Origin of the sequence: Povalibacter sp., from assembly GCF_036520495.1 — a bacterium.
Lineage (GTDB): Bacteria > Pseudomonadota > Gammaproteobacteria > Steroidobacterales > Steroidobacteraceae > Steroidobacter.
In genome coordinates this window covers 208,193-221,819 of the sequence record NZ_DATDJO010000026.1, presented here as the reverse complement: position 1 = coordinate 221,819, position 13,627 = coordinate 208,193, and the positions used below count along the sequence as shown (strand labels likewise).

General features: G+C 63.2%; 16 protein-coding genes. 12 read left to right on the top strand and 4 right to left on the bottom strand.

Annotation, left to right across the window (positions count from 1 at the left end; genetic code table 11):
- Window positions 1-249 precede the first annotated feature (249 nt).
- Window positions 250-456 carry a hypothetical protein gene (locus VIZ63_RS09950; RefSeq protein ID WP_331609428.1) on the top strand — a complete coding sequence of 69 codons (207 nt, stop codon included), beginning with the start codon at window positions 250-252 and terminating at the stop codon, window positions 454-456.
- Window positions 413-895: a hypothetical protein gene (locus VIZ63_RS09945; protein WP_331609427.1), complete on the top strand. Its 483-nt coding sequence runs from the start codon at window positions 413-415 to the stop codon at window positions 893-895. Before VIZ63_RS09950 ends, VIZ63_RS09945 begins: the two co-directional genes overlap by 44 nt.
- Window positions 896-1,006: 111 nt before the next feature.
- Here VIZ63_RS09945 and VIZ63_RS09940 read toward each other — a convergent pair whose 3' ends face one another.
- Together VIZ63_RS09940 and VIZ63_RS09935 are read right to left on the bottom strand one after the other, a co-directional pair.
- Window positions 1,007-2,188 (bottom strand): HAMP domain-containing sensor histidine kinase, encoded by a 1,182-nt coding sequence (locus VIZ63_RS09940; protein ID WP_331609425.1) that lies wholly within the window; start codon window positions 2,186-2,188, stop codon window positions 1,007-1,009.
- Window positions 2,178-2,777: a response regulator gene (locus VIZ63_RS09935; protein WP_331609424.1), complete on the bottom strand. Its 600-nt coding sequence runs from the start codon at window positions 2,775-2,777 to the stop codon at window positions 2,178-2,180. Before VIZ63_RS09935 ends, VIZ63_RS09940 begins: the two co-directional genes overlap by 11 nt.
- A gap of 84 nt (window positions 2,778-2,861) precedes the next feature.
- Between VIZ63_RS09935 and VIZ63_RS09930 the strand changes: the two genes are divergently transcribed.
- From VIZ63_RS09930 to VIZ63_RS09920, 3 genes are read left to right on the top strand one after another with little or no spacing between them, the layout of a single operon-like run.
- Window positions 2,862-4,142: an efflux RND transporter periplasmic adaptor subunit gene (locus VIZ63_RS09930; protein ID WP_331609423.1), complete on the top strand. Its 1,281-nt coding sequence runs from the start codon at window positions 2,862-2,864 to the stop codon at window positions 4,140-4,142.
- Window positions 4,139-4,825, top strand: coding sequence for an ABC transporter ATP-binding protein (locus tag VIZ63_RS09925; RefSeq protein WP_331609421.1), 687 nt, complete (start codon window positions 4,139-4,141; stop codon window positions 4,823-4,825). Before VIZ63_RS09930 ends, VIZ63_RS09925 begins: the two co-directional genes overlap by 4 nt.
- Window positions 4,822-7,263: an FtsX-like permease family protein gene (locus VIZ63_RS09920; protein WP_331609420.1), complete on the top strand. Its 2,442-nt coding sequence runs from the start codon at window positions 4,822-4,824 to the stop codon at window positions 7,261-7,263. The genes VIZ63_RS09925 and VIZ63_RS09920 overlap by 4 nt, the downstream gene beginning before the upstream one ends.
- Window positions 7,264-7,357: 94 nt before the next feature.
- Here the strand turns inward: VIZ63_RS09920 and VIZ63_RS09915 are convergent, their stop codons facing one another.
- The gene (locus VIZ63_RS09915; protein ID WP_331609419.1) at window positions 7,358-7,894 is read right to left on the bottom strand and encodes a DOMON-like domain-containing protein; all 537 of its coding nucleotides are present in this window, start codon (window positions 7,892-7,894) and stop codon (window positions 7,358-7,360) included.
- Between the two features lie 337 nt (window positions 7,895-8,231).
- On the opposite strand from VIZ63_RS09915, the gene VIZ63_RS09910 reads away from it, so the two are divergent.
- The 6 genes from VIZ63_RS09910 (at window position 8,232) to VIZ63_RS09885 (ending at window position 12,425) form a co-directional block, all read left to right on the top strand.
- Window positions 8,232-8,633 (top strand): STAS/SEC14 domain-containing protein, encoded by a 402-nt coding sequence (locus tag VIZ63_RS09910; protein ID WP_331609418.1) that lies wholly within the window; start codon window positions 8,232-8,234, stop codon window positions 8,631-8,633.
- Between the two features lie 30 nt (window positions 8,634-8,663).
- Window positions 8,664-9,827, top strand: a complete 1,164-nt coding sequence (locus VIZ63_RS09905) for an aminotransferase class I/II-fold pyridoxal phosphate-dependent enzyme (RefSeq protein ID WP_331609417.1) — start codon at window positions 8,664-8,666, stop codon at window positions 9,825-9,827.
- Window positions 9,828-9,889: 62 nt separating this feature from the next.
- Window positions 9,890-10,471 (top strand): ECF-type sigma factor, encoded by a 582-nt coding sequence (locus VIZ63_RS09900; protein WP_331609416.1) that lies wholly within the window; start codon window positions 9,890-9,892, stop codon window positions 10,469-10,471.
- A 109-nt stretch (window positions 10,472-10,580) separates the two neighbouring features.
- Window positions 10,581-11,492, top strand: coding sequence for a beta/gamma crystallin-related protein (locus tag VIZ63_RS09895; protein ID WP_331609415.1), 912 nt, complete (start codon window positions 10,581-10,583; stop codon window positions 11,490-11,492).
- Between the two features lie 74 nt (window positions 11,493-11,566).
- Window positions 11,567-11,791 carry a hypothetical protein gene (locus VIZ63_RS09890; protein ID WP_331609414.1) on the top strand — a complete coding sequence of 75 codons (225 nt, stop codon included), beginning with the start codon at window positions 11,567-11,569 and terminating at the stop codon, window positions 11,789-11,791.
- Between the two features lie 190 nt (window positions 11,792-11,981).
- A complete protein-coding gene (locus VIZ63_RS09885; protein ID WP_331609413.1) occupies window positions 11,982-12,425 on the top strand; it encodes a hypothetical protein in 444 nt (147 codons plus the stop codon).
- A gap of 269 nt (window positions 12,426-12,694) precedes the next feature.
- Here the strand turns inward: VIZ63_RS09885 and VIZ63_RS09880 are convergent, their stop codons facing one another.
- The gene (locus VIZ63_RS09880) at window positions 12,695-12,931 is read right to left on the bottom strand and encodes a DUF2905 domain-containing protein (RefSeq protein ID WP_331609412.1); all 237 of its coding nucleotides are present in this window, start codon (window positions 12,929-12,931) and stop codon (window positions 12,695-12,697) included.
- Between the two features lie 86 nt (window positions 12,932-13,017).
- Between VIZ63_RS09880 and VIZ63_RS09875 the strand changes: the two genes are divergently transcribed.
- Window positions 13,018-13,584: an ECF-type sigma factor gene (locus VIZ63_RS09875; protein WP_331609411.1), complete on the top strand. Its 567-nt coding sequence runs from the start codon at window positions 13,018-13,020 to the stop codon at window positions 13,582-13,584.
- Window positions 13,585-13,627: the final 43 nt, after the last annotated feature.

Here is a 13,627-nt window from a genome sequence, read left to right as displayed (position 1 = left end):
TTCGAAGCCAAAGCGGTGAACATCGAATGTTTGGGTCGAAATATTCGTAATTCGCCGGTGCAGTCCCGCCCTCACTGACAGTTACCTGCCAGCCGTATTCACTATCACGGAAAGCGAGACGGAATATCTATATTGGGTCGATACCGGTCGTAGGCGGAAGTTGGCTGCGATCGTTCTCATCAACGCTTCCGCGTAACGCGGAGGGACGCGCATCCGCTCGATACCCCATGCTGTGATAGCCTTGCGGCCATGAGTACCGTGGACGCAGCACGCGAATTTGGTATCGACCTGAGCCTGATCGAGGAGAGTCTGCGCCTCACTCCCGAGCAAAGGGCAATCCAGCACCAGCAGGCGCTGGAACTGGCGATGCAGATGCGGGCAGCCTATCAGTCGCGCCAGGCAAGGGCGGAGAATGACGGAACTGAACAAGCTGTTGCAGGCGCTGTGCGACGCTGAGATCGACTTCGTCATCGTCGGTGGGTTCGCGGCGATGCTGCATGGCTCGTCGATGCTGACGAGGGGCCTCGATGTTTGCAGCGTACTGACAGATGCGACGGTCGCAAAGCTGAGAACCGCGTTCCGCGATCTCCACCCCATACATCGCCAGACCCCGCAGCGGCTCTCGTTCCTGGACAACCCGGATCCAGGCGTGCCGCTCAGGAATATCTATCTGCAAACCGATCTGGGGCCACTGGATGTGCTCGGCTCAATCACCGGACTGGGCAACTTCGAAGAGGTTCGCAGGAATGCGGTGCGCTTCGAAATATTCGGCCGTCAGGTGGGTGTGATGTCGATCAACGACCTGATCAGGGCGAAAGAGGCGCTCGGTCGTCCGAAGGACATCCTGATGGCGCAGGAGCTTCGGGCAATCATTGCCGCAGGAAAGATTGACTAGAACCTATCTCAAAATCGGTAGCGAAGCGTTTCTTGCCTCAACTGGCGTTCACACCAAAGAAAACGCTCGAGCCTTGTTCCAGGCGGTGTCGTGGCGGCCGATTGAAGCGTTCTAGAACATCAGTAGAAATGTCGCGCCCGGCTGCAGGCTGCGGACGTACCGTACCCGGCCGCCCATTCCGTGAATGAGTTGCCGGACCACGGCGAGCCCGATGCCTTGCCCGTTTTCACGCGTGGTAAAGAAGGGCAGGAAGATCTGCTGTTCGAGACCTTCCGGAACTCCCGCACCATTGTCACGCACGCTGATCAGCATCCGGCCGCCGCGTCCCAGCTTCGCCTGGATCGCGAGCTGCGGTTCAGCCTGCGCTGCCGTGGCGTTCTCGGCATTGCTGATGAGTGCCAGCAGGGCCTGCTCCAGCTGCCCTTCGTCAGCCATGAGGCGAGCGCCTGGAGAGGCGATCTCGAAACTGACGGTTCCGTTGCGAGCCCTCCAGCGCGCCTCGATCGCCGCCCGCAGGCGTGCGAACAACGCACCCAGATCGACAGGAGTCATGACAGGCGCGGGCCACTGGGCGATCTGTCGATAGGAATCCACGAATGCTGCGATGTGCGTCGTGCGCCGGCCGATGGCGTCGAGCGCCGTTCGCAGATCGAGAGTCGCGTCCGCATCGTCCAGCAGGTCGAGCGCGGTCTCGCTGAGGCTCTTGATCGGTGTCAGCGAGTTCATGATTTCGTGGGTCAGAATCTGCACGAGTTGTTGCCGCGCCTGCATCGACTCGGATTCGAGTTCGTTCTCGATCGGTGTCAGCGCCACGAGCCACTGTTGTTCGCCTTCGATCGCGAGTGACTGGCGATGGATCTGCCAGCGTTCAGGCCCGCGCTCGGTGTCGAGCGTGATCGCGTCGCGCGACGCGCGGCTGCGCAGCATTTGCGTGAACTGATGGGTGTCCCGGACGCCGCCGTTCGCCACGAGGCGCCGTGCGCGACTGGTGACCACCTGCGGTTCCTGTTCGCCTTTGATCAGCCACAACGCGATGGGGAGCCGCTCCAGATAGAGCGCGGCGAGTGTGTGTTCATCGAGCGTCGCGGGCCGCGGCTCGAATCGTGGTTCGGGCGTCGTCGCATCGGTACGGCGATGTGCTCGCGCCAGCGGCCATCCCATAATCACGCCGAGGCTGCCGAGCAGGGCCGCCGCGGCCCAGGTGCGCGACGAGTCGGCGGCGATCGCTCCGAGCACACCACAGGCGCACCACAGCACAGAGGTTGCAGCGAGTCGCAGTCGATCAGAGACCATGCTTTTGGAGTCGCCGATACAGCGCAGCTCTCGACAGACCCAACGCACGGGCCGCAGCACTGAGGTTTCCCTGTGCGTCCGTCATCGCTCGCAGCACCGCGGCACGTTCCTGTGCTGCAAGCGGCTGCGCTGCCGGCGCTGAGCTGCTGGTCGCATCTGATATAGGCCCCGACTGCGTGCGCCTTGCATGCTGCAGGGCGTCGCGACAGGTAGCGACGAGGCGCACGTTGTCCCAAGGCTTGGTGATGAAGTCGTAGGCGCCGCGTTTGACGGCACGAACAGCGAGATCGATGTGAGCGTAGGCCGTGAGTGCCACGACCACGGGCGGCGACGCGGTGGCGTGAATTTCATCCAGAAGCCGCAGTCCCTGTTCGCCATCGGTCCGACCGGGGGCAAAGTTCAGATCGAGCAGCAGCAATGCAGGCTGCAGGCGCTCGAGCGCACCGAACAGCTCGACCGTCCTGCGAATACAGAAGACCGGCGCCAGTCGCCGCTGCAGCAGCAGTTGCGCCGAGAGTCCGACGTCGGGGTCGTCATCGAGGACGAGGATCGGAGACTGCGGCGACGCCACTTCCATGCGCTGCATCATCGCAGCGTTCCCGGGGTCGATGCCAGCGAGGTGTCCGGAAACGAACGGTGGGCTTGGCTTGCCCGCTGCCCATGATCACCCTGTATGCGCATGCATGCCCCGGAATCACTGCGGTTGTCGTCTCAGGAGGGCGCGAGTGCTGTCAGCGGCGCCGCCATGGACAGAGCGTTGCCGCAGCCACCGACGTGGCTTCGCTATTCGAAGCATGCCGTCCTGACCGCGCTGGTGCTCGGTGCGGCATTCGTTGCCTGGCGTCAGCCGGTGCCGACGCGGGTGGTCGATTCGCCGCGACTGGCGGAAGTGAAGTTCGGCCAGTTCCGCGACGAAGTGGCCTTGCGCGCTCGCGTCGAACCGGTTCGATCGTTCCAGCTCGATGCGATCGAAGCAGGTCGGGTCGAGGCGGTGTTCGTGAAGGACGGCGATCTGGTCAATGCCGGCGACCCGCTGTACCGGCTGCAGAGCGGCGAGATGGAACAGCAACTGCTCGCTCGCCGCGCCGAGGTCGCGCAACAGCTTGCCAACGTTTCGATCGAGCGCAGTGCACAGGCCGCGAGCCTTGCGCAGAACCGTCGTGTACTGCTGCAGCTCGAGGCGGACTTCCACACTGCCGACTCGCGATACCGGCGCACAAGAAAGCTCGCCGAGGCGGGCTACGTCTCGGCCATCGACTTCGAAGACATTGAGCTCAGGCGGGAGACTTCCGCCGAACTGCTCGAACAGGTGCGACGCGATCAGCGCGAGGAGGCGCGGATCCGCCAGGTGTCGATCGAGGAGATGGCGCGCGCTGTCGAACAATTGCAGTACGGACTCGCTGCACTGGAACGCGCCCAGGAGCGCCTCGATCGCAATGCCCCGATGGCGGGGCGCCTGACGGGATTCCAGGTTCGCGAGGGAGCCAGCGTCAGTCCCGGCGACCGGATGGGCCGCATCGACGATCCGGACGGGGGCGTGCAGTTCGTGGCGGAGATCGACGAGTACTACTTGTCGCGCCTCAGTAATGGCATGGAAGCGACGAGCAATCTGGGGATGCTGAAAGTCACGCAGGTCCTGCCCGACGTTCGCGATGGCAAAGCCCGCGCCGTATTGCAGCAGGCCGAACCGTCCGCAGTGACGCAGTTGCGTCCCGGTCAGAGCGTCGACATCCAGTTGCAGATGGGGGATGCCGTGCCAGCCCTGCTCGTGCCCGATGGGCCCGGCGTGCAATCCACCCTTTATGTCCGCGAAGGCGATGAACTGCATCGCCGCACGGTCCGACTCGGCAGGCGCGGCACCGGATACGTCGAGGTGCTCGGCGGCCTGCGGGCCGGCGATGTCGTGCTGACTTCCGAACCCCCTTCCAATGCAGAGAGGCTGGCACTGCCATGATCGAGATGCAGCAACTGACGAAGCGCTACCGCGGCGGCGATGTCGAAACCACTGCGCTGAACTCCATCGACCTGCAGATCGATGCCGGCGAGTACGTGGCGATCACCGGCCCTTCCGGGTGCGGCAAGTCCACGTTGCTCGGCCTGATGGGCCTGCTCGACGCGCCGACGTCGGGCAGCCTGCGTCTCGATGGTCACGAGGTCGCTGGCAAATCCCAGCGCGAGCTGGCAGCGATCCGCCGCGATCGCATCGGCTTCGTGTTCCAGAGCTTCAACCTGGTCGACGATCTCACGGTCGAACAGAACGTGCAGCTCGCCCTGCGCTACGGCAGCCTGCCGGTGTCGAAGCAGAAACTGCGCGTGGCCGAAGCCCTCGAGCGTCTTGGTCTGTCGCACCGCGCCCGTCACCATCCCGGTCAGTTGAGCGGCGGCCAGCAGCAACGGGTCGCCATCGCCCGCGCCATCGCTGCACGGCCGGCGCTGCTGCTGGCGGATGAACCGACCGGCAATCTCGACAGTGCGCACGGTCATGAAGTCATGCGGCTGCTAAGCGAATTGAATGCAGAGGGCGCGACTCTCGTCACGGTCACACACAGTGCTGAGCATGCTGCGCTGGCCTCGCGGTGCATTCGCCTGCTGGACGGTCGCGTGCTGGTAGATGCTCACGCGGATCTGGCGTCATGAAGCCGTTGCTGGTCGATGCCTTGCGGAATCTCAAAACCCGCCGCAGCCACGCACTGATCGCCGCCAGTGGACTGGCGCTTGCGATGGCCGCCTGCGCACTGGTGGCAATGACGGCGATCGCGTTGCGTGCAACCGATCCGGCCACCACGGACCCTGACCGCATCGTACTGCTGGATTTCAAGGGCAACCTGCCGGATCAGCAGAACGCCTGGTTCATCGCCTCGCCGCTCGCGTTTGGTCCGATGCTCAAACAATCGGGCGCGCCGCTCGATCACATCAGTCGGGTGGCTGGCAGCGGGATGGAGATCCGCCACGAAGGGCGTCAGTGGCCGGCGTACCTGCTGGTTGCCGACACGGATGCCGTGCCGCTGCTGGGGCTGACGCCGCTGCACGGCGATCTGAATGCAGCACTGACGCGACGCGACGGGATCGCCATCACCGTCGATGTCGTGCAAACGCTCTGGGGCGATCTGTCGCCCGCCGAGGCCGTCGGGAAAAGAATCGAAGGCCGCGGCGAGGAGGGAGAGTTCAACGCGTTCACGGTCATGGCGGTGTTGCCGAATACTGATCCGCGCAGTCCGCTGTTCAATCCGAATCCCTGGATCGGCGGCGCAATGGCCATGGTGGGTTTCGATTCACCTGCGTCAGTCCCGCGCGAGCATCAGGAAGCGATCTACGCGGTCAATGGGCAGGTCTTCGCGCGGCTTCGTGACGGGACCAGCGCCGCAGAGATTGGCGCATGGATGCGTGAGGCTTTCGTCGCCAACCCGCGGTACGCGCAGATTCCCGCGGAGTGGAAGACCAATCGCGAGGCCGCTTTCTTCCGTGCACTTCCTCTCAGCGACCTGCCATTCAAAGGCAGGACCAATGAACGGCGCTGGACGGTATTGCGAGCGGCGGCGATCGCCAGCGTGCTGATGCTGTTGCTGGCAACGTTCAATTGCATGAACCTGCAGACCGCCCATCTGCTGCAGCGCCAGCGGGAAACGGCGTTGAGGCGCAGCATCGGTGCTACCGGGGCCCAGCTCCTCATGCTCTGGACGATGGAGGCGTTCATCGTGATCGCGCTGTCGGCCGTGCTGGCGATGGTCCTGGCGTGGTGGATGGCGCCGGCATTCGCAGCGCTGCTGCAACTGCCGCCGGGCTTTGTGTTGGGTCCGGTGCCGGGCAGCGTACTGGGCGGTCTCGCGATAACGGTATTGCTGCTTCTGCCATTGGTCGTTGCGTTTCCGGCATGGCGAGCGTTGCGCAATCCGCCCGCCCCGGGACTGCAGGGCCGCACCGCGAGCGAGGGTCCGTGGGGACGTCGCGTCCGCCAGTCCTTGCTCTGCCTGCAGTTCGGCGGCGCCATCGTGCTGTGCGCCATGGCCGGCATCCTCGCGGCGCAGCAGTTTCACCTCATGCACGCCGACCGGGGCTTCGAAACCCGCAATCGGGTGTGGTTGATGATCCATGCGAACCCGGAACGCCTTCCCGATCTCTCAGAATTCCTGAGCGCGCTCGGCCGTCATCCGGACATTCTTGATTGGGCCTCGACCGACAATGCTGCGGGGCTGCCTACCGACGGAATTACCGATCTGCACGTGAGTCGATCGCAGCACAAGCAGGTCCTGCGCGTGATCAGCGTTTCACCAGGCTTCTTCGCAACACTGGGAGTGCGCATTCTCGCGGGTACGCCGCGAGCGGGCAGCGGCGAGACCAACATCGTGATCGACGAGAAAGCCGCCAGCGCACTGGGGTTTGCCAGCGCGCAGAACGCAGTCGGTGAAATCATTCGAGGCGGCGGCGACTTCCTGCAGGAAGGTTCGGAGGAAAGGCGCATCGTCGCTGTCGTGAACGACTACAAGATGGAATCGGCCCGGGACGCCAGCATGCCCAAGGGTTTCATCGTCACGGACCAGCCGCTCTGGGACATCATGATCCACGGAAAGAACGCCGCCACGCTGGCGCAGACCGTCGGAGAGATCTGGCGCGAATCCGGGCCGCCGCTCGACTACGACGTCTGGACGCTGGATCAATCGCTCGCCTGGACCTATCGCCAGGAAGGTGCGTTGGCCATGCTGCTGGGCGCGCTCTCGTTCCTCGCTGTCTGCGTCGCGATGCTGGGTGCATACACCCTGGTCGCCGACAGTTTGCGCCGTCGCCGCATGGAGCTCGTGCTGCATCGCCTGCACGGTGCGAGCGATGCGGCGATCATGCGTCAGGCCGCCAGCGAAGTCGCAGTCCCGTTCCTGATCGCACTGCTGATCGGACTGCCAATCGCAGTGTGGCTCGGGTTGCTGTATCTGAGCGGCTTCGTCGACAGGTTGGATCCTACGACGGGAATCGCGCTGCCAATTGTCGGCGCTGTGATTGCGACCCTTGCGATCACGACCCTCGCAGTCTTGCGTCATCTGCGCCGCGCAGCATCGTGGCAGCCGATCGAAGCATTGCGATAGTCGCGAAGAACCAGTGCGGTGTCCCGTAAGTTTCTTTCCGTTCGTCCATGGAATCTCAGCGCGAACGGACAAGAACGAGTTAGTCACCAGACGACTAGGCGTCTGCCGCGGTCACGAATCCCGCGTCGTGGTGGAAGTCGGGTTTGCCAGTCGGGTGCTGCAACGCCCAGTAGTACGTCGCCCCGTCCGTGCCCTTCAGCACGGCCGACAGCGCCATTCGCAGCGGCGAATCCGGGCACTCACCACTGGCGATCAGCACATCCAGACGCAGGCGATCAGTGTCGCGCTGGCACAGAATCCGCGGTGGTTCGCCCATTTCCAGTTCGACCATGCCGGCCCGGTAGTGCTCGAAGCGATAGGCCGCCCAGTTTCCGGACGGCGAGAAATTGAATTCGTCATAGAGTGTGGCATTCCCCGGCTTCAGGAAGATTTCGCAGCAGGTTTGACGCCACAGTTCGTCCGTGCGTGCGGGCAAGGCCGCAGGCGCAGGGATCACCAGACGATCGATGGCGCCGCGCAGTTCATAGCTGCAATACAAGCCGCCGCCGTTGCGCCGTTCGACGCTCACCTCGAGTGCCTCGATGAACGGACAGGGCGTGTTCGGGTGCGGTGTCAGGTTGAAGGTCTTCATCGGTCAGGCGACGGCGTGCGTAGTGAGCGTGACTAGTGTGCTTGAATTTGCGGGCAGTATCCCGCGCGCCAGCGACGCTTGCAGTCAGAAAATATTATCGCTATTCCCGCATGTCGGCATCACGGAGGGTCACATGAACTTCTTATCGATCTCTTGCCGTCGTGCGTCCTCGCAGCGTCGGCCGACCGTCATCGGGGGATGACATCGTTGTCAGGCGAGCCGAGCGTCACACTTCCGCGCTGCCGATTTCCGCGGCGACGCGCGTCGAGGGTATGCTGCGGTCCCAACAGCTGATCGTTTGAATCGGCTTCGGCAAGACGGACCTTGTGCGCAGGCAATGCCTTCCAAGTATTCCATTCATCCCGATCAGAACCTGATTCGTCAGACCCTCTGGGGAGCAGTCACGGCTACGGATCTGCGCAATCTCGCCGCAGCCACGTGGGCCGATCCTACTCATCGCAAGAAGCTCGACATCCTCGCGGATCTGCGCGATGCCCAGCTCCACATTCCTTACGACCAGATGGTCGAATACACACAGTTTCTCAGCGGTCAGAGCGAGATCGGGCGGCAGGCCATCGTCGTGAGCCGTCAGCTGGAGTTCGGCATGGCGCGCATGTACGAGCAGCTGACCGAGCATCGCGTGTTGCGCGAAGGTCTGCGGGTATTCTTCTCCATGGAAGAAGCCGAGAAATGGCTGGCGCAGGACAGGCGCGACGCCACAAAGCCGCCCTCGTCTTGACGCAATACGCGGGTGTGGGATTCTTGGCCCATGAAACCCCGGACCCGTGTCAATCATCCGCCTGCCGTCAAGATTCCAGACGACAACCGGCCGCTGGTGGCGCCGATCTACCAATCGGTGAAATTCACTTTCGACGATGTCGCCGAGTCGCAACGCCAGTCGCGCGGAGAACGCGAGGGTTTTCAGTATTCGCGGGTGTCGAACCCGACACTGCGGCAGCTCGAGCTGACACTCGCCGAGTTGCAGGGCCGCGATGCGTGCCTGTTGGCGGCATCGGGCATGGGCGCGGTGAGTCTCGCCCTGCTCGCGCTGTGCCGGCAGGGCGATCACGTCGTGCTGTTCGCGGAGTCCTATCAGCCGACGCGACATGTCGTGCGGCGCGTGCTCTCGCGGTACGGCGTGCGGCACACGGTGCTGTCGATCGAGGACGGCGATGCCCTGGAAGCGACCCTGGCCGCCACGCCGACGCGCCTGATCGTTTTCGAATCGCCGACGAATCCGGTACTCAAGATCGCCGATATCGAAGGCATCACGGCCGCAGCACGCCGGCACGGTGCGCTCACGGTGCTGGACAATACGTTCGCCGGTTTCCACAACCACGGCCTGTACGACATCGATGTATTCGTGCACAGCCTGACGAAATACGCTGCCGGCCACGGCGACGTGATGGGCGGCGCGGTGATCGCGAACAGCGAATTGATCGACACCATGCGTGGTGACGGCGTGGTCCTGGGCGCAACGCTCGATCCACATTCGGCGTTCCTGATCCAGCGCGGGTTGAAGACGTACTTCCTGCGCTACGAGCGGCAGTGCGAGAACGCACAGCAGATCGCGCAATTTCTCGCGTCGCATGCGGCAGTCGCGCGAGTGTCCTATCCCGGCCTGCCATCGCATCCGCAGCATGCTCTGGCGACACGGCAGATGCGCGATATGGGCACCATCGTGACCTTCGATCTCGACAGCGCCGTATCCGCGCCGGGTTTCGCCAATGCGCTGCGACTGTTCGCGATCTCGGCCAGCCTCGGCTCCACCGAGTCGCTGGTGCAGCCGGGCCAGCTCATGATGCCGCGCGATCTCGATGCGACACAGCGCGCCTGGGCAGGTATTTCTGACGCGACGATCAGACTGTCCGTGGGTATCGAAGACTGTGACGACCTCATCGACGATCTGACACAGGCGCTCGAAGTCCACTGAACGTCCGGTCCTCGACCTTTGGTTGAATTCTCAGCGACCAATGCGGCGCGCACCATCGCGCCATGCTGCAAGGGACGTCCATCACTGATCTGATCCAGCGCGCCGACGCCGGTGACAGTTCAGCGCTGCTCAGCGTCTTTGCCACCTGCTACGACGATCTGCGGCGGCTCGCTCAGCATCGCCTCGCCTGCAATTCACCGGACACGCTGCTCGACGCAACGACGCTTGTGCACGAGTCCTATCTGCGGCTGGCCAGTGCACGTGCACCGCACATCGTCGACCGCCAGCACTTTCTTCGCTACGTCGGCCACATCATGCGTTCGGTGATCGTCGATTTCGTGCGCGAGCGCCTGACGCAACGACGCGGAGGCAAGGCGCTGCATGTGGCGTTCAATGGTCAGATCGACGAGAGCGACATGGCGGACGAAGCACAGGTTCGGCGCTTACGCGACGCGCTGCAGGATCTGGCGAAGGACTGTCCGCGCATGCGGCAAGTGATTGAGCTGCGCTACTTCGCCGGTCTGACGGAAGGGGAGATCGCGAGAGTGCTGGGCGTCACGGGCAGAACCGTGCGTCGCTATGGGGAGAAAGCACGACAGGTGTTAGCCGGGATGCTCGCTTCGAACGATTGCAGGATGATGTAAGCGTCACAGTTGCGGATTCATTCGTCGGTGCGTGGTCGTCAAGCCATGTTCCGTTCAGCTCTGCCTGTCATCATTGGTCCCAACCACACCGTCACATGGGTAAGGATCGATGACACGCAGTTACTTCACCGCCACGGCCATCACCATGAGCATCGTCGGCGCCCTGATATCCGGCGCGGCGAGCGCGCAGAATCGCGACCTGGGCGGTGTCGGCATGACTGTGTTCGCCGATAGCAATTTCAACGGCAAGAATGCGACGCTGCGCGAGCCGGTTGCGAACCTGCGCTCGATCGGTATGAACGATACGATCTCCAGCCTGCGTGTCGCTCCCGGCGAACAATGGGAAGTCTGCGTGGACGCGGATTTCAAGGGACGTTGTACCGTGGTGTCCGGCGAGGAGCGCGATCTGGGGCGCGTGTCGTGGAACGATACGATTTCTTCCGTGCGCCCCTTGCGCAGCAGCGGCAGTGGTCCTCGTCCTGGCCCGCGTGACCCCTACATCGTGCTGTTCGATCAGCGTAACTATCGCGGCAATCCGCTGAACGTGAGCTCCTCGCAATCCGGGCTGGGCCAGTTCAACGACCGCGCGCAGAGCGTTACCGTTGGCCGCGGCATCTGGGAAGTCTGCGAGCACGCCAACTTCGGGGGTCGCTGCGTCACGCTCAGTCGCAGTTCGCCCGACCTCGCTGCGCAAGGATTGCCGTCGCGCGTTTCCTCCGTGCGGCCGGTCAATGGCGGCGCCGGTCCGTCGCGACCACCAGGCAGTGCGTCCATCGTTCTCTACGATCAGCTCAACTATCGCGGTGCCGCCGCGAACTACGACGCCGAGGTGCGCGACGTGGGGCGCTTCAACGATCGCGCCCAGAGCGTGACGATTGGACGAGGCACCTGGGAGCTGTGCGAGGACAGCGATTTCCGCGGCCGGTGCATCACGTTGCGCGACAGCTCGCCCGACCTGGGCAGGCAGGGAATGTTGCGACGCATCTCTTCGGTGCGGCCGCTGCACGCGCACCCCCGCTGACCAAAGGTCACGGCGTGTCCTGCTGACGCTCAGGAATCCGTTGTCTCCATTGGAACCAGCCAGTGGAGACAGTCATGAAAGAGCTTTTCCTCCTGAGCGCGGTGGCGTTGTCGATGTTCACCCTGACCGCCGCCGCAGATCCCGAGAAGCGCAACACGGTTATTCGCAAGCCCGCGGCACAGCAGGTCACACAGAGCGAGACCGCACAGCCGCCCGCAGACACAAAGATTGTGGTCGCTGAGCGCGACCAGGAGCCCAAAGCCGTACCCAACGGGCCCTGGAAGCCGAGGAAGGATTGAGCAAGGGCTGCTCGGCGCTGGACTGCTGGGCCGTGGGCGAGAGAACAGCGGTTCTGTTCCGATTCTGGCCAGCAGCCCAGTGCCCAGCCGCCTCAAGCCCGCCAGCACTTCAGTACCAGTCCGGATCAGACTGTGCGTTCCGTTGCTACTCCTGAGAGAAATGATCTCTCGTCAATCTGGAGTATCTGCAATGTCGAACTTCAATCGGATCCGCGCGTCGCATCGGCGTGCGCTGGCAGCGGTCGTTGCGGCGGGAGTGGGGTTGCTAGTGAGCGGGATAGCGTCCGCAACGCCGCCGTCGACCGTGGTGGGAACCTGGTCGATTCTGATCGACCAGACGTACGCCACGCTGACCATCGACAGTCAGGGCGGGCCGGGTGGTCCTGGCGGCAGCGTCTGTCGTGTGATTCTGGGATCGCTCGGCATCGCGCCGGTGCGTGGTTACTACTGTCAGTCCACAGGACGGATTCACTTCCTGCACAACAATGTTGCCAGCGGTGTGACAGTGCGCGACTTCACAGGGAGCGTGACTGCGGCAACGGCGAACTCGCCGGCGCAGATGGCCGGGACATTCAACGTGGTGAATGTCGCCTTCGGACCATTCGGTGAGTATCCGTTCTCGGCGACGAGGTAGGAGGAATAGGCCTTAGGCTTGAAGCAAGGCCCTCCTGTTGGAGGGCCTTTGCTTTTCTGGCTGGAGCCTGGCGCCTGGCACCCAGGGAGGTCTGATTAATTCCGTTCGTGCTGAGTTTATGACTGAAAGGAATCCCGCGGGATGACCGCAGGGAATGGTTTATCCATCGAAGCACATCCCGAAAATAGTGCAGCAGTGTCAACGGTGCAGCGTTCACCCTTCGACCGGGTTCTGGGCGAACGGAGAATAAATCAGAGGTTCCCCAGGGCCTACTTCCGCCACAACCAGAGGATCAGTGACAGAACGACACTGACAATGATCATCGTCGTCAGCGGCATGAAGAACCGGAAGCCGGGCCGGTCGACGACGATGTCCCCGGGCAGTCGCCCCAGCGGGATTTTCGACAGCCACGGCCACGCGAGCCCGATCAGGGCCACGAACAAACCGATGCCGATCAGGATGCGTTGCATGGATGCGAGTGTATCGCCACCACGTGTCTGGTTCATGCCCGATCCTTTGTAGGTGTTTGACATCTGCGACCTTCGGGCAGATTGGCGGCGGCAAGGTCACAGCATTCTGCATCGGGTGCACAATGCGGGTCATGGAAACGGCGCCGGCCCTGACCGATCTGATTCGTCGCGCGGAGAGCGGTGACGCCGGTGCATTGCAGTCGTTATTCGATGCGGCGTACGCCGATCTGCACCGGCTGGCGCGCATCCGACTGGGCAGCAACCGTTCCGGCGCATTGCTCGATACCACGGCGTTGGTGCACGAATCCTATCTGCGCTTTGCCGAAGTCGGGCAGCTGCGGCTGGAGGATCGTCAGCACTTCATGCGCTACTCGGGTCATGTGATGCGCTCCGTCATCATCGACCTGGTGCGTGCCGCACAGGCGGAACGCCGCGGCGGCGATGTTCGACATGTCACATTGAATTCGCAGATCGATGACAACACGGCAGGCGCCGACGAGATCCTGCGTGTGCACGAGGCGATCGATGACCTCGCGCAGTACGACCCGCGAATGGTGCAGGTCGTGGAAATGCGCTATTTCGCCGGCATGACCGAGGCCGAGATCGCCGATGCATTGGGTGTGGCGGAGCGTACCGTGCGACGTGATTGGGAGAAGGCCCGCGTGTTGCTGGCCGAGGCTCTGCGATAGGTCGGTTGACGGATCGGCGCCTGTTTTACTGCAGGACCCAACC